General features: G+C 53.4%; 15 protein-coding genes. 4 read left to right on the plus strand and 11 right to left on the minus strand.

What is annotated here, in order from left to right; genetic code table 11:
* Positions 1–37 precede the first annotated feature (37 nt).
* The 3 genes from E6Q52_RS09695 (at position 38) to E6Q52_RS09705 (ending at position 6,832) form a co-directional block, all read left to right on the plus strand.
* Positions 38–3,328: a DUF2126 domain-containing protein gene (locus E6Q52_RS09695; protein ID WP_292821467.1), complete on the plus strand. Its 3,291-nt coding sequence runs from the start codon at positions 38–40 to the stop codon at positions 3,326–3,328.
* A gap of 74 nt (positions 3,329–3,402) precedes the next feature.
* Entirely contained in the window at positions 3,403–5,943 is a 2,541-nt protein-coding gene (locus E6Q52_RS09700; protein WP_292821469.1) for a circularly permuted type 2 ATP-grasp protein, read from the plus strand.
* Positions 5,944–5,956: 13 nt separating this feature from the next.
* Positions 5,957–6,832: a transglutaminase family protein gene (locus E6Q52_RS09705; protein ID WP_292821471.1), complete on the plus strand. Its 876-nt coding sequence runs from the start codon at positions 5,957–5,959 to the stop codon at positions 6,830–6,832.
* Between the two features lie 173 nt (positions 6,833–7,005).
* Here the strand turns inward: E6Q52_RS09705 and E6Q52_RS09710 are convergent, their stop codons facing one another.
* A complete protein-coding gene (locus E6Q52_RS09710; RefSeq protein ID WP_292821473.1) occupies positions 7,006–7,899 on the minus strand; it encodes an N-acetylmuramoyl-L-alanine amidase in 894 nt (297 codons plus the stop codon).
* Positions 7,900–8,142: 243 nt separating this feature from the next.
* Here E6Q52_RS09710 and E6Q52_RS09715 point away from each other — a divergent pair, with 243 nt between their 5' ends.
* Positions 8,143–8,802, plus strand: coding sequence for an HAD family phosphatase (locus tag E6Q52_RS09715; RefSeq protein WP_292821528.1), 660 nt, complete (start codon positions 8,143–8,145; stop codon positions 8,800–8,802).
* Here the strand turns inward: E6Q52_RS09715 and tmpT are convergent.
* The 10 genes from tmpT to raiA all read right to left on the minus strand — a co-directional run bounded on the left by tmpT (position 8,799) and on the right by raiA (position 18,239).
* Entirely contained in the window at positions 8,799–9,446 is a 648-nt protein-coding gene (gene tmpT, locus E6Q52_RS09720; protein ID WP_292821475.1) for a thiopurine S-methyltransferase, read from the minus strand. The two genes, E6Q52_RS09715 and tmpT, sit on opposite strands and share 4 nt — an antisense overlap.
* 55 nt (positions 9,447–9,501) lie before the next feature.
* A complete protein-coding gene (locus tag E6Q52_RS09725) occupies positions 9,502–10,749 on the minus strand; it encodes a hypothetical protein (protein WP_292821477.1) in 1,248 nt (415 codons plus the stop codon).
* A gap of 175 nt (positions 10,750–10,924) precedes the next feature.
* Positions 10,925–11,236, minus strand: a complete 312-nt coding sequence (locus E6Q52_RS09730; protein ID WP_292821479.1) for a hypothetical protein — start codon at positions 11,234–11,236, stop codon at positions 10,925–10,927.
* A 73-nt stretch (positions 11,237–11,309) separates the two neighbouring features.
* Positions 11,310–13,340 (minus strand): M3 family metallopeptidase, encoded by a 2,031-nt coding sequence (locus E6Q52_RS09735; protein ID WP_292821481.1) that lies wholly within the window; start codon positions 13,338–13,340, stop codon positions 11,310–11,312.
* A gap of 120 nt (positions 13,341–13,460) precedes the next feature.
* On the minus strand, positions 13,461–15,212 hold the full coding sequence (gene ptsP, locus E6Q52_RS09740; protein WP_292821483.1) for a phosphoenolpyruvate--protein phosphotransferase: 1,752 nt from the start codon (positions 15,210–15,212) through the stop codon (positions 13,461–13,463).
* A complete protein-coding gene (locus E6Q52_RS09745; protein ID WP_292821485.1) occupies positions 15,213–15,482 on the minus strand; it encodes an HPr family phosphocarrier protein in 270 nt (89 codons plus the stop codon).
* A 12-nt stretch (positions 15,483–15,494) separates the two neighbouring features.
* On the minus strand, positions 15,495–15,902 hold the full coding sequence (locus E6Q52_RS09750; RefSeq protein ID WP_292821487.1) for a PTS sugar transporter subunit IIA: 408 nt from the start codon (positions 15,900–15,902) through the stop codon (positions 15,495–15,497).
* Positions 15,903–15,926: 24 nt separating this feature from the next.
* The gene (gene rapZ, locus E6Q52_RS09755; protein WP_292821489.1) at positions 15,927–16,808 is read right to left on the minus strand and encodes an RNase adapter RapZ; all 882 of its coding nucleotides are present in this window, start codon (positions 16,806–16,808) and stop codon (positions 15,927–15,929) included.
* Between the two features lie 13 nt (positions 16,809–16,821).
* Positions 16,822–17,772, minus strand: coding sequence for an HPr(Ser) kinase/phosphatase (gene hprK, locus E6Q52_RS09760; RefSeq protein WP_292821491.1), 951 nt, complete (start codon positions 17,770–17,772; stop codon positions 16,822–16,824).
* Positions 17,773–17,912: 140 nt separating this feature from the next.
* Complete coding sequence (gene raiA, locus E6Q52_RS09765) at positions 17,913–18,239, minus strand: ribosome-associated translation inhibitor RaiA (RefSeq protein WP_292821493.1); 327 nt, start codon at positions 18,237–18,239, stop codon at positions 17,913–17,915.
* Positions 18,240–18,366 lie beyond the last annotated feature (127 nt).

Here is an 18,366-nt window from a genome sequence, read left to right on the forward strand (position 1 = left end):
CACTGCTTAAAATCATAATCTCTAAAGAGGAGTGGCAGTGGCTATCCGTGTCGCTTTACATCACCGCACAAGTTATCAATTTGACCGCCTGGTCAGCCTGTCTCCACATGAAGTCCGCCTGAAACCAGCCGCGCATGCGCGTACGCCAGTGCTGTCGTATTCATTGACGGTCAATCCGGAAAAGCATTTTATCAATTGGCAACAGGACCCTTACGGTAACTATATCGCCAGGTTTGTATTCCCCGAAATGGTGCGCGCGCTCGATTTTACGGTCGATTTAGTGGCGGACATGACGGTGATTAACCCGTTTGATTTTTTTGTGGAAAAGTATGCTGAGCATTTTCCATTTAATTACACCGAGCAGCAGGCGTTTGAGTTAACCGCTTATCTGCAAGCGGAGCCGATGGGGCCTTTATTGCAACAGTGGATGGAGGTGATTCGCCGCGAAGTGGTGCAGCCCGAGGTTGGCATTGTCGATTTTTTAGTGGCGGTTAACCAGCGGCTGCAAGGCGATATCGGCTATACCGTGCGGATGGAGCCCGGCATACAAACGCCAGAAGACACATTGCAAAAACGCACCGGCTCTTGCCGTGACTCTGCCTGGTTGCTGGTGCAAATCATGCGCCAGCTTGGGCTGGCGGCGCGCTTTGTGTCTGGGTATTTGATACAACTGAAAGCCGATGTGGAGGCGCTGGACGGCCCCAGTGGCACCACGGTGGACTTTACTGACCTGCATGCCTGGACCGAGGTGTTTATCCCTGGTGCTGGTTGGGTCGGACTGGACCCAACCTCAGGCTTGATGGCGGGCGAGGGGCATATTCCACTGGCTTGTACGGCACTGCCGTCGTCAGCGGCGCCTGTGACGGGCCTGGTCGACGTGGCAGAAGTGACATTTAGCCATGAAATGACGGTGACGCGCATTCATGAAGACCCGCGCGTGACCAAGCCTTACAGCGAGCAAGACTGGCAGGCCATTGTCAAACTGGGCGAGCAGGTCGACACACAACTCACCAAGATGGATGTGCGCCTGACGCAGGGCGGTGAGCCGACGTTTGTCTCGATTGATGATATGGACGGCGCGCAATGGAACACCTTGGCGCTGGGGGAGCATAAGCGGCAACTGGCCGGTGAGCTGGCATTGCGTCTCAAGGCGCACTTTGCGCCTAACGGCTTTTTGCATTACGGCCAAGGTAAGTGGTATCCCGGCGAGCCCTTGCCGCGCTGGGCGATTAATATGTACTGGCGCCCCGATGGCAAGCCGGTATGGCACGATGCCAGCCTGTTCTCTGCCGAAGGTAGTCACGATGGCTATACGGTCAAACAGGCGCAGACATTTGCCATGCATCTGTCAGACCTGTTAGGTTTTCCAGCAGCTTGTGTAGTGCCCGCCTATGAAGACGTGTGGTCTTTGGCGCAGCAGGAGCAACAATTAGCGCACAATATTGATCCTCTTAATGCCGATTTGACCGATAGCGCTGAGCGCAAGCAATTGGCCAATGTGCTGAATCAGGGCTTGGGCAAGGTGGTGGGTTATGTCATGCCATTAAAACCCGTCGAGTCTGAAGCGGCGGGCGAGTGGTTAACCAGCAAATGGCCGTTGCGGCGCGAGCACCTTTACCTGCTGGCGGGGGATTCGCCGATGGGGCTGCGCCTGCCATTGTCTTCATTGCCATGGCAGTTACCAGCGGATATTGAGCCTGAGTTTGCGCTGGATACCTTCGCCGAACAAACTGCGCTGGCCGATGCCAAGCTGCCCAAAGTCAGGCTCAAGCACAAAACCAGCCAGCCGACAGCACGCGAAGTGATTCACACCGCCTTGTGCGTGCAAGTGCGGCAAGGCCGTTTATATGTGTTTATGCCGCCAGTGACCCGGCTGGAAGATTATCTGGATTTGCTAAGCGCGGTGGAGCAGACGGCGAGTGATCTTAAACTCAAGTTGTGGCTGGAGGGGTATACCCCGCCGCGGGATAGTCGTTTGAAATTACTCAGTGTCACACCTGACCCGGGCGTGATTGAAGTGAATATCCATCCGGCCAATTGTTGGCAAGACCTGGTGGCAAATGTCAGTCACTTGTATGAAGCGGCGCGCTTGTGCAGACTCGGCACCGAGAAATTTATGCTGGATGGTCGCCACACTGGCACTGGCGGCGGTAATCACGTGACGCTGGGCGGCGAAACGGCGGCGGATAGCCCCTTGCTGCGGCGCCCGGATGTACTGCGCAGCCTGATTACCTACTGGCAGAACCACCCAGCGTTGTCTTATCTGTTTTCTGGCACCTTTATTGGCCCCACGAGCCAAGCACCTCGCGTGGACGAAGCGCGCGATGACAATTTATATGAGCTCGGCATCGCTTTCCAGCAGATGGAAAAAATGTTGCCACCGGGCGAAGAAAGCGCCCAGCCCTGGTTGGTTGACCGCTTGTTACGGCATTTGCTGGTGGATTTAACCGGTAATACGCATCGGGCTGAGTTTTCTATCGATAAATTATACTCACCTGACGGCCCGACCGGTCGGCTGGGGCTGGTGGAGTTCAGAGCGTTTGAAATGCCGCCGCATGCACGCATGAGTTTGTTGCAATGCTTGTTGTTACGCGCCTTAGTCGCACGTTTCTGGAAAACGCCTTACACCGGCAAACTGGTGCATTGGGGCACAGAGTTACATGACCGCTGGATGCTGCCCCATTTTGTGGCGCAAGACATGGCCGACGTGGTGGCCGATTTGCGCGCCGCGGGCTATGCCTTTGAGCAACGCTGGTTTGAGCCGTTTGTTGAGTTCCGGTTTCCACGCTATGGTACGGTGGCTTATCACGGCGTTGAGCTCGAGTTGCGGCAGGCGATTGAGCCTTGGAACGTGCTGGGTGAAGAGGTCTCCGCTGGCGGCACCGCTCGCTATGTTGACTCGTCTGTAGAACGCATGCAATTGCGGGTGCGCGGTCTGACCGATGGTCGCCATGTGGTGACCTGTAACGGCAGACCGTTGCCGCTACAAGCGACCGGCAATGCCGGGGAGTATGTTGCCGGTATCCGTTTCCGCGCCTGGAACCCGTGGTCTGCATTGCATCCGACCATCCCGGTACAGGCGCCACTGGTGTTTGACCTGGTGGATACCTGGAGTCAAAAATCGCTGGGGGGGTGCACTTACCATGTGTCGCATCCAGGTGGACGCAATTACAACACTTTCCCGGTCAATGCCAACGAGGCCGAGGCGCGTCGATTTGCCCGCTTTTGGGCGCATGGCCATACCCCAGGCAAGTTGGATGTGGTAAAAGAGTCACCGAATCCACGTTTTCCATTCACACTAGACCTGCGTTGGCAGGCGAATGTATGAACATCCTGTTACACTGATGGTCAGGTTGTTAAGGTCTTGTTGTTTAATTTGTTTTAGTCACCGTCTTATTGCGCATGCCATCAGTGCTTAACCAGCTTTATTTTTCTGACCGCTATAATGAGCTGCTGGATAGCGCGGGTCAGGCGCGCCCGCACTGGCAGGCGTTATTGGCGCAGCTGGAGTCCGAGGCACCCGCAACCATGCGCAAGCGGGTGGAAGCGGTGCAACGCCAGGTACGTGACAACGGCGTGACCTATAACGTGTATGCCGATACGCATGGTGTGCAGCGTCCGTGGGACCTCGACGTCTTGCCGTTGATCATTCCGCAGGACGAATGGCAGCATATTTCAGCCTCGGTGGCGCAGCGCGCCACCTTGCTCAATCATGTGTTGCTGGATGTTTATGGCGAGCAGCATTTGCTGACTAGTGGACAATTACCGCCCGCCCTGATTTACGGACACAATGGTTTTTTGCCGTCCTCGGTGGGTATCCCACACTACGATAATATTGCCTTGCACCATTACGCGGTTGACCTCGCACGTGCGCCTAACGGCCAGTGGTGGGTGGTGTCGGATCGTACGCAAGGCCCAACGGGCGCAGGCTATGCGCTAGAAAATCGTACCATTATTTCGAGTGCGTTTCCCGAACTGTTCCGTGACTTGAATATTGAGCGGCTGAGTGGATTTTTTGCCAGCATGCGCGATAGTCTGGCCCATTGGGGACATCGCGTGGCAGACAATCAGGCGCGAACAGTGCCCGGCATCGCCGCGCTGGGGCAAGGGGAGCCGCCGTTGGTGGTCATTTTGACTCCAGGACCGTATAACGAAACCTATCACGAACAGTCCTTCCTGGCGGGCTATTTAGGCTATCCGCTAGTGCAAGGCAGTGACCTCACCGTGCGCCAGGGGGTGGTCTGGCTAAAAACCATTGCCGGGCTCAAACCCGTGCACGCTATTTTGCGGCGGATTGATGATGATTATTGCGATCCGCTGGAGCTCAATGCCGAGTCATTGCTGGGCGTTGCTGGCCTGACACAGGCGGCCCGCCTGGGCAACGTAGTCATTGCCAATGCGCTGGGTGCTAATTTGTTGCAGTCTGGTGCCTTGCTTGGTTTTTTGCCCCATATCTGCAAGTCATTACTTGGTGAGCCATTGCGTATGCCGTCAGTGGCGACTTGGTGGTGCGGTGAACCTGCGGCACTGGATTATGTGATCGCGCATCTGGATGATTTGGTGATTAAACCGGCGTATCCGCAAGTGCGGTCCTCTCCAATTTTTGGTGAGGATTTGAACCCGAGCCAGAAAGAATCGCTGATTGCCAAGTTGCGGGCACAACCCGATCACTATATCGCGCAGGAGCAAGTGGATATTTCGCATGCACCGGTATTAATTGGTCATCAGCAGCAAACGCACCTAGGCTCGCTGGCGGTGAGCTTGCGCGTGTATGCATTCGCCACCCCCAATGGCTATGCCGTTCTGCCAGGTGGCTTGTCGCGTGTCGCCAGTGGTAAAGATGCGCGCGTGGTGACCATGCAGCGCGGCGGCACCAGCAAAGACACCTGGGTGTTGTCGCATGACAGCCAGCCGCCATTTAGCCTATTGCGTAAGACCAACTCCAGCCAGGACCTGGTGCGTGAGAACGCCTATCTCTCTAGTCGCATGGCGGAAAACCTGTTCTGGTATGGTCGCTACTCGGTACGCAATCTGCAAAAAGCCATGATGTTACGGGCCACGATACGGGCCTTGGTTGAATACACGCCAGAAATGCGTGATGGTGAATGGAAAACCATGCAGAGTTTGTGCCAGTGGTTTGATCTGCTGCCCAGCCCTGAGGACGAAGAAGCACTCGCCAGTTGGCAACCATGGACAGACGATGACCTCGAGCCATTGTTGATCGAAGCTGTATTTTCGCAACAGTCCAGCGGCTTGGCTACCAGCGTGCAGCAACTATTTCAACAGGCATTCAATCTGCGTGAGCGAATTTCTAACGACCACTGGCGCACCGTCAATGTGCTGTCACGCCTATTTATTACCCGACATCAACATGCCAGCCTGCAAGATGCTTTATCGCACATTGAGCAAGCGATTAATCATTTTGTGACGCTCACCGGCTTTGCGATGGACTGGATGACACGTGACCTGGGTTGGCGCTTTATGTCGCTGGGACGGCGTATTGAGCGCTTGCAGTTTATGTGTGTGTTGCTCAGCCGTGCAATCGCCATGCCGCAACACAGTAATCTGGAGTGGTTGTTGCAGGTGACTAATAACCTGGTCACTTATCGTGCCCGCTATGCCTCGCAACCAGAATGGTTGCCGGTATTGGACTTGCTGCTGATGGATGCGAACAACCCTAATTCTGTGGTGTTTCAGATGAAGGGGCTGGTGAAATACCTGGAAGAAATGGATGCCCAGGATAATGCAGGCGGCATTGCCAGCGAGCTCAATGACTGCTGGCAAGCATTGCTGCAACTGGATCCCGATCAGTGTTTCACGGTGGGGAATGCCACCCTGGCGGCATGGCTCAACCAGACTTATGCGGTGACGCTCAATTTGTCAGACCGGCTGAGCCTGCGTTTTTTCAGTTATGCCAGTCCGCTGGTCACGCACAGACAGTAAGTAAGGGATGGCCATGCGTTACCAGGTTGAGCACCAAACCGTCTACCACTACGATACGTCTGTGACTCAATCGCAGCAACTGCTGCATATGATGCCGCGCCAGACAGACTTTCAGCACTGTGTGTCTTATACCCTTGCCTGCGAGCCGCAGCCCGCCGAGCACTCACAGCGTTTAGACTTTTTCGGTAATCATAATGATTATTTCACCATGTTGACGCCACACCAGTCATTGGCCGTGCTGTCACGTTTTCAGGTGGATATCCAGCCTCGCCCCACCATGGTCGCGTTGACGCAAAGCCCGGCCTGGGAAGCAGCGCAAGCAGCGTTACAGCTTCAGGCAACTAAACATCTGACCGCCGCGCCCTTTATTTACGCCACTGCCAAAGTCAAGTGTAGTGAGGCATTGGCCAGCTTTGCGCGGCATTGTTTTACGCCGCAACGACCCTTGCTTGAGGCTGCCATGGCGCTCACTCAGCATATCTATGCCGAATTTGAGTTTGACCCGCAAGCGACTGATATTTCCACCCCGTTGGATGAAGTGTTGAAGGGTCGCCGCGGCGTTTGCCAGGATTTCGCGCACTTGATGATAGGCGCGTTGCGTTCGCTTGGCCTGGCGTGTCGCTATGTCAGTGGCTATATTCTCACGCATCCGCCAGCTGGCCAGCCACGTCTGGTTGGCGCCGATGCTTCGCACGCTTGGGTCTCTGTCTATTGTCCAGTGTATGGCTGGGTAGACTTTGATCCTACGAATAACTGTCTGGTGCAGCAGGACCATATTACCGTGGCCTGGGGCCGTGATTTCAGCGATGTCTCGCCCATGCGCGGCGTGGTGCTGGGGGGCGGCCAGCAGCAGCTCGCCGTCAATGTCACAGTGACGCCACTGGAGTAGCCACACTTTTCGCAGCATTTTCAGCCTGGTTTGTGCCGCTTTGCCCGGTTGACTTGATATTAATCAAGTCTAGGCGTCTGCATCGCGCGTAATCTTTGGCCTGTGAGAGATAGCTGAGACGTAAAGTCCATATTTGCCCCGGCGTGACCGGGGCATTTTTTTGTCTACGCGGCTTAGCCGTAACGTTTTTTGTATTCGTCTTTCAGCAATTGCCTGAATGCCGTCATTGTCATCGACAAGGCGCCGCCAGGATCATTTTTGCGCCAGCGACCGATACCTTTAGGGCCAGCCGCTTCATCGTGCCCCAGGACATAGTCAAAGTCAAACACGCTTGGGTTGTTGGCCTTGGCCCACAGCAAAAACTCAATCAGGGTGGCTTCTTGCTCTTTACTGTAAGGCAGGTAAGCTCCGGCCAGGATATTGTCGGTGTTTTGCTCGATCACGCGCACCTTTTTGGCATCGATGGGTTGCTTGTGATTGGTATCCCAATAGGTGTAATACTTGCCGTTATGCACCTCTAACCGCCCAGGGTTAGTGATTTCGATACCGACTAAAAAGTTGGAGACTCCATTGCGTTTTTCACCGGCAATGGTCCAGGCGCTTTCGCCCGCATGGTAGCCCCATTGGTTGAGCGGATTAGCCTGTACAAACTTGCCATCGGTGCTGATGCAGCAAAAGAAATAAGGGCTGCTGGCAATCGCGCTCACCGCGTTTTCAATGCCTTTGCTATATTGCCCGGCGGTGAAGTGCACGATGGCACCATAAGGATAGGCTTTCGGGTACTCACCCTGAGCGGCGCGTTTAATGTCAGTGCGGATGACGGCTTCTGGATACCACAGTTTTTTTTCGCCGACCGGGTAGCGCTTTTTTTCACTCACCACCATCTCCGGGTGCAGGCTGGGGCGGGGTGGTTCGGGTGGCCTGAACTCTTCCGGCACCGGTTCTTCGAGCAGTTGCGACAAGATGTCAATCTGGCTCAGTGCCAGCGCATCTACCTTGGGGTCGGCAGAGAGGCGGGCGATTTGCATGGCTGACCAGCGCAAGGTATACAGTTTTGCTTTATCCATGGAAGAGGCTCCTTGATTGTTTAAGTGCCGCCACCTGTTCATCCACGCTGCTGTGGCGATCTCTGTATGGCATGAACGGCCTTTGCGGCTGTCATGTGGATTTATATTAGCCACCCTTTGTTAAGTTGTGTTGTTTTGATTGCGTGTGAGCGCTAAATAAAACCACTTGCGCAAAAAAGTGTGTGTTTGACCGCAACTCAGGCGCGGTAAAATAGCGATTTATTTAAGCAGTGAGTGTTGGCCGTGATTAAAGCAGCGATTTTTGATATGGACGGTCTGTTGATCGATTCAGAGCGCATTATTATGCAGGGATGTATACAGGCAGCGGCCAGCATTGGTATCACCTATACTCAGGCAGAGTATGTTGAACTGGTGGGCCGTGTCTGGTCAGACTCGACCCGTTTGATGACGCAGCAATTGGGTAGTGAGGCCAACTTTCAGCATGTGATGCAGGGACTGAACACTTTTCTGGAGGCGCGCGATCATGCGTTCCCGCTCAAAGACGGCGCGCATGCCTTGTTACAGTATTACCAGTCGCAAGGTATTGTCTGCAGCGTGGCGTCTTCTTCGCCCATGCCGCATATCACCCATCGTTTAAGCCACACTGGCGTGCTGAATTATTTTAGCCATGTCACCAGCGGGCAGGAGGTGAAACGCGGCAAGCCCAATCCGGATATTTATTTGCTAGCGCTGGAAAAGTTGGGCTTGCACGCAGACGAATGTATTGCCTTTGAAGACAGCGAACTGGGTGCACAAGCGGCGATTGCCGCAGGTTTGCGTGTGGTAGTAGTGCCAGACCTCAGGCAGCCTAGCGACCAAGTGCGCGCAGGGGCGCATCAGGTGGTGGAGAGTTTGCAACACTGGCTGGCGCACCATGAGACGCTTGCGGGGTGTGTGATTTAGCGTGCGCTTTGCGGGCGGAGTAACCAGGCCGTTTCTTCGGCCGGATATTGCCCTTTCAGGCCTGTTTCCATCAAGACGCTGGCCAGCACGGTGCACTGATAATGCGCCTGGTAGTGTGCGCGAACTTCTTCTTGGCTGACGCTAAACGGCGGGCCAGGGATGAGCGCCTGGTCATAGGCAAAGCTAATCAGTAGTTGTGGCGCGCTGTGCGTGAGATCGATTAAGTGCTGACTGTATTGCTTGCGCATGGCAGCTGGCAAGGCAATCAGGGCGGCACGGTCATACACGGCATCCACTTGCCCTAGTAGTGGCTGGTCCAGTGCAAAAAAATCCCCTTGAAATATCTCTAGATTGCCTGCACGGTACTGGTTGAGCGTCCCTGTTTGCGTGATTTGAGGAACGAGGTTGAGTTCAGCAAACAAGGCATCTACGGCTAAGGCGCTGAGTTCGACCCCCGCCACTTGCAAGCCCTGCGCCAACAGCCAATGGATATCCAGCGTTTTGCCGCAAAGCGGCACCAATATGCGTTGGCCAGGTTGCAATTGCAATGCCTGAAAGTGAGCCAATAAAAATGGGTTCACTTCCCTTAAATGAAAGCCGATGTGCTGCTGTTGCCAGCGCTGATGCCAAAAGTCGTGATCCATTGCGTGTTTAAGTCATGAAGCGATGCTTATAGTATAAGGCATGCTGTCTGCCAGATCACTTGCCTGCTAACTGGCTCAGTTTGGCTTGTGCTTCGAGTACCCCTTCTTCTACCCCGGCCGCTTCGGTCAGTTTGGCGACGTTGTCACGCGTGAAAAAGCCATCAAAGCCATCATAGCGCTGCACATATTCAATAATCAGCGACGAATGTTCAGAGGCATTAGAAAATATCTGTTTGAGGCCTTCTTCTTTGGAGCCGATCACATCCAGCAAAAAGCCCTTGCCCTGGCTGGCGATGGCATTGACAACAAAGTCGATATTTTCTTTGCCGTCGCGCGTGCCATCTTTGACGGACAAGGCAATATGGTGCAAACGCGGGCCATAGTTGCGCACAAAGGTTTCGGTCGGCGAGGGCAGTTTTTCCAGATGGTTGACAAAATAAGGCGTGTTGTTGGCGGTGAATACTTTGGCCGGGCTCTTGGTTTCCGCAAAGCCGTGCACGCTTTTCGTGACGTTGGTAGACGAGTTCTGGTCCCAGATATTGTAAGCGCCCCAGAAAAAGTAACTGGACCAAGACAAGTATTCCAGAATCGCCACTTCACGGTTCTGGCTATACACACGCGTCGCTAGGTGGTCGACTGGCAAAATCAGGTCATCGATGCGCAGCTTGGCTTGCTGGTCTTTGGCTTGTTCATACGCCGCCTGAACATCAGCGCGGATGGTGCTGATGCCTAGCGCATACACACGCAGCTCACCGGGCGCACGTTTCATATAGCCGACAATATTGTGCGTGTAAGGTGACGGCTTGCTAATGGCTACGTTGCCCGGCAACTCCAGCTTGCGTACCTCGTCTTGGGTAAAAAAGCGAAACTCGCGTTCTTCCTGCAGTTTCACCACTTCGTGCATGTTGTTGACGCGGATAATCTCACCCATATAGCGGCTATTCGGCTTACGCGCACCCACCGGGTAAATCTCATTCAGTGCACGGAAAATGCCACGCAGATTAGGGTCCTTGACCTCGCGCACCAGCAAATCCGGCGAATCCAGGTCTATGCGTAACACATGCGTCCAGTGTTTCTCAGTCTCCAGCGTCACCAGGTAGTGGTATGACGTCATCAGCGACAACTCGGCGATATATTGAATTGAATGATCCGGATCCACCGTGATCATCAGCGCATCAATCTCCTGAATCATCTCTGTGAGCCCCATCTGGTCACGCTCTTCGAGCAGCTTCTGTAGATACTCCTCAAAGAAGGCGGAATTTTGTTTATCGCCGTGACGGGCAAAGTCTAGGGAGTTGATCATGGTCGCTTCACGTTAAATGTAAAACCATGTTTAAGCAAGGCGCGTTCCTAGCGAGTGCGGGCTGTTTAAAATGGCATTAAATGGAGCAAAAACAGTGTGTTAGCGCAGGCTGCTTTTGTTTTCAGCTAAGGGCGCTGCCGTCGCTGCCCTGTTTTAGTGCCTACGCGCAGGCGCGTTAGCGGCCCTTGCCACTCAGTGAACCACGCTTGAGGATCGGGTCGTCAAACGCAATACAGCGCCCCATACCAAGAAAACTCGGTCGCATGCCAATCGGACAACCGTTGCTACGCTCAAACTCCTCGACTTTCACTTTAGCCACCGCGGCTTTCTTGGCATCTTTAAACTCCCAGTAGCCGTTGGAGTGCAAAATCACTTCATCACCGTCTGGTGTTTTGGCTTGAATATCATCCTCTGCCGTCTGGGTGGCAAAGGCATAAGATGAAGACAGGCAGAACATAATCAACAACCAGCGAGCAGTATGCAGCATAAGAGTATCCTTTAATAATTCGACGTCTGAACATTAAAAAGCCAAGCCTGGCAGGGCTTGGCGATGAGGCTGGTTATTGTGCCATGCCATTATGCCTGAGCAAGGCATCCAGGCTGGGCTCGCGGCCTCTAAAGGCGACAAATGATTCCATGGCCGGACGGGCGCCGCCTTGGGCCAGCACTTCGTTTTTAAAGCGGCTGCCAGCGGTTTCTGAGAGCACGCCCAGTTCTTCAAACAGGCTGTAGGCATCAGCGGAGAGCACTTCTGCCCATTTGTAGCTGTAGTAACCTGCGGCATAGCCGCCGGCAAAAATATGGCTAAAGCTGTTGGGGAAGCGGTTCCATGCTGGTGGGCGGAGTACGGCGACTTCGTTACGCACTTGTTCCAGCACATCGAGTGCGGTTTGTGTGCCTGCCGGGTCAAAGGTGCTGTGCAAACGCATATCAAACAATGAAAACTCGATCTGACGCACTGTCTGCATACCGGCCTGGAAGTTTTTGGCGGCGACCATTTTGTCAAATAGGGCGCGTGGCAATTGTTCACCGCTTTCTACGTGGGCCGTCATATGGCGCAATACGTCCCATTCCCAGCAGAAGTTTTCCATAAACTGGCTAGGCAGTTCGACCGCATCCCACTCTACGCCTTTGATGCCAGACACGCTGTACTCATCGACTTGCGTCAGCATGTGGTGCAGGCCGTGACCAAACTCATGGAACAGGGTGATGACTTCGTCGTGCGTAAACAGGGCAGGGTTGTCACCGACCGGCGCTGAGAAGTTACAGGTCAGGTAGGCGACGGGCAGCTCAATGCCATGGTCGGTTTTGCGGCGCGTAATGCATTCGTCCATCCAGGCGCCGCCACGTTTGCCATGGCGCGCGTACAAGTCGAGATAAAAATAGGCAATCGGCTGGCGTTGCTGGTCGCTGATCTCATAAAAGCTGGCATCTTTATGCCACAGCGGGGCGTCGGTTTTGCGTACTTGTACACCAAAAATGGTTTCGACGACTTTAAACAAGCCCGCCAGCACTTTGTCTTCAGGGAAGTATTGTTTGACTTCCTGGTCGGAGAAAGCATATTTTTCTTCACGCAGTTTTTCGCTGATAAACGCTACATCCCAGGCTTGCATGTCGCTAAAGCCCAGTTTTTCGGCATAGGCTTTGAGTTCAGCCATGTCTTTTTCGGCGTAAGGTTTGGCGCGTTTGGCCAGTGTGTCTAAAAACTCAATCACTTGTGCTGGCGTGTCGGCCATTTTGGTGGCCAGCGACAGTTCGGCATAATTATTAAAGCCTAATAATTGTGCTTCTTCACGTTTGAGTTTGAGCAGGTCGGCAATCAGGTGCGTGTTATCCCATTCTGGCTTGCTAAACTCTGAGGCACGTGTGGCATAAGCGCGATAGAGCGTTTCGCGCAGCTTGCGGTTTTCGCAATACTGCATCACTGGCATGTAGGACGGGAAGTGCAACGTGAACAGATAACCGGTTTTGCCTTCAGTCTTGGCGGCTTCGGCAGCCGCTTGTAAGGCATCTTCTGGTAAGCCGTTTAATTCAGCCGCATCAGCGACTATATGTTTGAAGTCGTTGGTATTGTCGAGGATATTCTCTTCAAATTTGCTGCCTAATTTAGATAATTGCTCGGCAATGGCTTTAAAACGCACTTTTTCTGCCGCGGGCAGCTCGGCGCCACCGAGTTTAAAGCCACGGACTTCGTTGTCGATGATTTTTTGTTGTGCACGGCTCAGCTTGCTGTAGCCTGCGCTCGACTGGATCGCCTTGTATTTGTTATACAGGCGTTCGTCTTGCGATAAATCGCTATAAAAATCAGTTAACTTGGCCAGGTTGTCATTATAGGCTTCGCGCAGTTCGGGTGTATTCACCACGGCATTCATATGGCCGACCGGCCCCCAGCTACGCGATAATTTTTCTGAGTAATGTTCAATCGGTTGCACAAAATTCTGCCAGTCAGGCGTTTCGCTGGCGGTCGCTAATTGCTCCACCAAGGCGCGGCCTTCGGTCAGCAGGCTGTCAATCGCCGGAGACACATGCTCTGGGCGGATATCATTGAATTTTGGCAGGCCGTTAAAAACGAGTAATGGGTTAGTGCTCACAACAGTATCCTTTGTGTTATGCGATATAGCGATAGAGGCCTATTATTGGCCAAATGTTCGCACTTGGGTGATTGTATATATTGATGATGGTGATGAGTTTTACTAAATACAAGGCAGCGGCTAGAGCAACTCACCATTATATTTTTTAATCAGCGGCACAATTTTTTCCAGATCATTGAATGACAAGATCTTTTTGGCCTGCTTGGCCAGCACATTCTCTTCACTCTGCAGGATTTGCGACTTCACGCTCAGAATATGCGCTGGATGCATCGATAGCTGGCGCATACCCATGCCTATCAGCAAGCGCGTCAGTTTGATATCGCCCGCCATCTCACCACAGACCGAGACGGATTTGCCAAATTTGGCGGCGGCCTGAATTGTGATCTGGATCAGGCGAAGCACTGCTGGATGCAGCGGGTTATACAAATGCGCCACCGCATCATCGGCGCGGTCAATCGCCAGCGTATATTGAATGAGGTCGTTGGTGCCAATGGATAAGAAGTCCAGTTCTTGTGCAAAGGCGTCTGCATTAATGGCGGCGGCGGGGATTTCAATCATGCCGCCAAGCTGGATCTGCTCGTCAAATCGAATTTTTTGCTGGCGTAACGACTCTTTGGCCCGCTCCAGCAACAGTTTGGTTTGGCGTAACTCTGCCAGGGTCGACAGCATGGGGATCAGGATTTTGACCTGGCCATAATGCGAGGCACGTAACAGCGCGCGGAACTGCGTATGAAAAATATGTGGCTCGGCCAGGCAATAGCGCACGGCGCGCAACCCCAGTGCCGGGTTGGTGGCGGTGACCACTTCATCCGGGTTGAGTTGTTTGTCGGCACCGATATCCAGCGTACGGATGGTCACCGGATGGCCTTTCATCGCCTCAGCCACGTGTTTGTAGGCCTCGAACTGTTCCTGTTCGTCTGGCATTTCTGCGCGGTTCATAAACAGAAACTCGGTGCGGTATAACCCGACGCCCACCGCCCCCGAGGCTTTTGCACTGACGACATCTTCCGGCACTTCAATGTTGGCGAATAAATCAATCGCCACGCCATCCACGGTCACCGCTTTGGTGGTTTTAATCAGTTGCAGTTTTTGTTGCGCCAGTTGCCACTGGTTTTGTTTGAGTTGATACTCGGACAGGACTTCGGGGTCTGGATTGACGATGACCACGCCTGCCGCGCCATCGACAATCATCAGCTCGCCGTCGTTGATTAAATCGCGGGCGCGTTGCAGCGCGACAATCGATGGAATATTCAGGCTGCGTGCCAGAATGGCGGTGTGCGAGGTGATACCGCCGACATCGGTGATAAACGCTGCAAACTGGTGATGTTTAAACTGGATGGCGTCGGCCGGGGAGACGTCATGCGCCACCAGGATCATGGCACGCTCTTGCCGCGCCTGTAGTTTCTTTTCACTGGCCGCCAGTTGGTCGCGGCCCAGCAATACCTTAATCACGCGCTCGACAACCTGCACCACATCCTGTTTGCGTTCGCGCAAATACGCATCTTCAATGGCGTCAAACTGCGCCACGATGTCGTCCATTTGCTGCTTGAGCGCCCATTCGGCATTACACAACTCATTACGAATAATCGCTTTGGGTGCCTCGGAGAGCGACTTGTCGCTGAGCATGGCTAAGTGCGTGTTGATAAATGCACTCAGCTCAGCGGGGGCATTTTTGGGCAATTGTGCTTTGAGTTGCTCCAGGTCTTGCTTGACCAGGGCGATGGCGCGTTCAAAACGGGCGATTTCTTCAGCGACCCCGTCAGCGTCAATTTTAAAGTGCACCACTTCCAGCAGGGCATGGGAAATCAGGTGGGCATGGCCAATGGCAATGCCACTAGAAACGCCCACACCGTGCATGCTGAAACTGGTCAATTACTCGCCCTCACCAAAGTAGTCGTTGACTAGCGCCTGCAGCGCAGCAATTGCTTGCTCTTCATCGGCGCCGGTGGCTTCGATCTCAATGATGCTGCCTTTGGCCGCGGCCAGCATCATCACCCCCATAATGCTTTTGGCATTGACGCGGCGGCTATTTTTCTCCACCCAGACCTCACTTTTAAACTGACTGGCAGTTTGGGTGAACTTGGTAGAGGCGCGGGCGTGCAAACCGAGTTTATTAATGATTTCGAGAGAGAGTTTTGCCATAGAGTGTAAGTGTTATTGTGCGTGATGACAGGTGGTTTTGGTAAAGTGGACAACGCCATCGCGGCCGCCACTGAGGGCTTTCTGGATGCAGGAATGCAGGCCTTCATGGCGATAGTTAAGCACGCGGACCAGCATCGGCAGGTTGACGCCAGCGACGCCTTCAATGGCATCAGGTGTTAACAGCCGGGTGACGATGTTGCAGGGGGTCGCGCCATAAATATCTGACAACACCAATACGCCTTGGCCACTATCCAGGCTTTTAACCAGCGCTTCTGCCTTGGGCAACACACTGGCAGGGTCGTCATGTTTTGAGATTTCCAGAAAATCCAGCTGTGCCGGGCGATTGCCCATCACATGCGTCGCGCAATCGATCAGGCTGGGGCCCAGGCTGCCATGCGCAATAATCAATACACCAATCATAATTTTGCTCTCAGAATCCGTAAATTAGGGGGAGGTTGCGGCATGCGCATCTTGCAACTCACGATGACGTATCATGACTTGATGCTGTTGCTTGAAATATGCCCCCAGTTGTTCCACCAGATAGACAGAACGGTGTTGCCCCCCGGTGCAGCCGATGCCGATGGTGACGTAGCTGCGATGATCGTGATAAAAGCTTGGTAGCCATTTTTCTATATAGTGCTGAATGTCACGCTGCATTTCAAGCACTTGTGGTTCGTTTTGCAAAAATTGCTGAATTGGCGCCTGTTTGCCATTGTAAGGGCGCAAAATCGGGTCGTAATGCGGGTTAGGCAGGCTGCGCACATCAAACACAAAGTCGGCATCGAGTGGAATGCCGTGTTTGAATCCAAACGAAATAAACGACAACACCAGCGAATGTGGCCGCGATTGCTGATAGCTTTGCTCAATTTGCAGCATCCAGTCACGCGTATGGTGACGCAAGGCATTGGCGGATAAATTACTGGTGTCTACATGATGCCCCAGGTTGTCGAGCCCCGACAGCAGGTCGCGTTCATGGTTAATGCTTTCGGCCAGTGCCTGATCAGGCGTGCTCAGCGGATGTTTGCGCCGGGTTTCAGAGAAGCGTTTGACCAGCGTTTCCAGGTTGGCGTCCAAGAACAGCAAGTGCACGGCAATGCCCTGGGCTTTCAGGGTTTGCAAGATATCCGGCAGTGATTCAATCGCAATGCTGCGGCTATCAATGCTGACAGCGACCTTGGCCGCATCACGGTTGGCGACGTGGCTCTGGATATGCGGCAGCAAGGTGGCAGGCAGGTTGTCAATACAGTAATAGCCGCTGTCTTCAAACACCCGCAAAGCGATGGTTTTACCCGAGCCAGATAACCCTGTGACAATCACCAGCTGCATGTAACCACCCTTTTCATCGTAATTTGCTTTCTCTCAGCATGATTTGTTTTTGCCGCTGGGTGAGTTGTTTGGTGGCATTGACGCCGCGCAACAAGAGCATATGGTTGCGCACAGCGGCTTCCACCAGCACCGAAATGTTGCGGCCAGCCGCAATCGGAATAATGACTTTGCTGATTTCGACATCCATCACGCGCTGGGTTTGCCGGTTGGCACTCAGGCGGTCGAGGTCTTGCGGCTTCATTTCATCGGCCAGTTCCAGCTGTATCATCATGTCCAGTGGCTTGGTTGGTTTGACCGCATTATCACCATAGAGTGCGCGGATGTTCAAAATGCCCAGGCCACGTACCTCTAAAAAATCTTGAAGCAGCTCTGGGCAGCGCCCTTCAACGCGTTCTGGTGAGGTGCGGTAAAAGTCGACAATGTCGTCGGCGACCAAGCGGTGACCGCGTGAAATGAGTTCCAGCGCCAGCTCGCTTTTACCAATCGCTGCACTGCCGGTGATGAGCACGCCAAAACCTTGCACCTCCATAAACACGCCATGCATACTGGTGGTTTCTGCGGTCGCCACGGCCAGGTAGTGGCTGAGCAACTCCATCAGCTGCGGGCTGATCATGGGAGTGGTAAATAAGGGGGTTTGTGTTTGCTGGGCGGCCTCCAGCATGATGGATGGCACTTTTTCGCCGTTGGCCACGACCACCATCGCCAGGTCGGTCGAGAATAAATTACTCACGGCTTGCTGCAGTGCCAATATGCTCAGGCTTGCCAGATAGTCCATTTCGGCACAGCCCAGCACTTGTACGCGGTTGGGGTGCACAAAGTTTAAATGTCCGACCAGCGCCAACGAGGGCTTGGTAACCGTGCCAGAGTTCAGTATTTTTTGACCGCCAGACTCACCTGCCACCCATTTCAATTTGAGTTTGCTGCGAATCTGTTTGTACAAATCAGTGACTGAGATTTGCGCCATACGTGTTGCCAACATATAAACGTGGAATGGACATCCATTTTACAACTGATTGCAGATTGGCGGGGGTGAAATGACGTAAAAATGCGGTGTGGCGGGTGATGAGTTCTCTACCCGGGCGGGTAGAGAACGAGAGGCAAGACTTAGGAACTTAACTGGTGTTTGACTGCGCCACCAGATTTATGATGGTCACCGTGTTTTTCCTTGTGTTTCAATACCTGACGGTCAAGTTTGTCAGTCAGCATGTCGATGGCACTATACATATTGTCATCGCTGCAGGTTGCGTGTAAATCGTTGCCTGGCACATGTAGTGTCGCTTCAACCTTTTGGGCAAGCTTTTCAACAGACATGGTGACTTTGACATCAATCACATGATCAAAGTGATTGCTGATGCGGGAGAACTTGGATAACACGTACTCGCGCAATGCCGGTGTGATTTCTAAATGATGTCCTGTAAGTTGTAAATTCATGACAAACTCCTTTTTCTGAAATTGCCCCACCGGATTTCGCGAGTTATTCACTGCGCGAAAGCGCGATAAGACAGTTTCAGTTTACTCTTTTGAACAACAGATGCAACCCGGAAGTGAAGCGGCTTTT

This window comes from Methylophilus sp., assembly GCF_008015755.1.
Classification (GTDB): domain Bacteria; phylum Pseudomonadota; class Gammaproteobacteria; order Burkholderiales; family Methylophilaceae; genus Methylophilus.

Coding starts and splice junctions, on each gene's coding strand:
- rapZ (WP_292821489.1), bottom strand. CDS start 16,808: ATGCAGCTGGTGATTGTCACAGGGTTATCTGGCTCGGGTAAAACCATC.
- E6Q52_RS09730 (WP_292821479.1), bottom strand. CDS start 11,236: ATGCTGCATACTGCTCGCTGGTTGTTGATTATGTTCTGCCTGTCTTCA.
- tmpT (WP_292821475.1), bottom strand. CDS start 9,446: ATGGATCACGACTTTTGGCATCAGCGCTGGCAACAGCAGCACATCGGC.
- E6Q52_RS09705 (WP_292821471.1), top strand. CDS start 5,957: ATGCGTTACCAGGTTGAGCACCAAACCGTCTACCACTACGATACGTCT.
- E6Q52_RS09700 (WP_292821469.1), top strand. CDS start 3,403: ATGCCATCAGTGCTTAACCAGCTTTATTTTTCTGACCGCTATAATGAG.
- hprK (WP_292821491.1), bottom strand. CDS start 17,772: ATGGCGCAAATCTCAGTCACTGATTTGTACAAACAGATTCGCAGCAAA.
- E6Q52_RS09750 (WP_292821487.1), bottom strand. CDS start 15,902: ATGATTGGTGTATTGATTATTGCGCATGGCAGCCTGGGCCCCAGCCTG.
- E6Q52_RS09710 (WP_292821473.1), bottom strand. CDS start 7,899: ATGGATAAAGCAAAACTGTATACCTTGCGCTGGTCAGCCATGCAAATC.
- E6Q52_RS09745 (WP_292821485.1), bottom strand. CDS start 15,482: ATGGCAAAACTCTCTCTCGAAATCATTAATAAACTCGGTTTGCACGCC.
- raiA (WP_292821493.1), bottom strand. CDS start 18,239: ATGAATTTACAACTTACAGGACATCATTTAGAAATCACACCGGCATTG.
- E6Q52_RS09725 (WP_292821477.1), bottom strand. CDS start 10,749: ATGATCAACTCCCTAGACTTTGCCCGTCACGGCGATAAACAAAATTCC.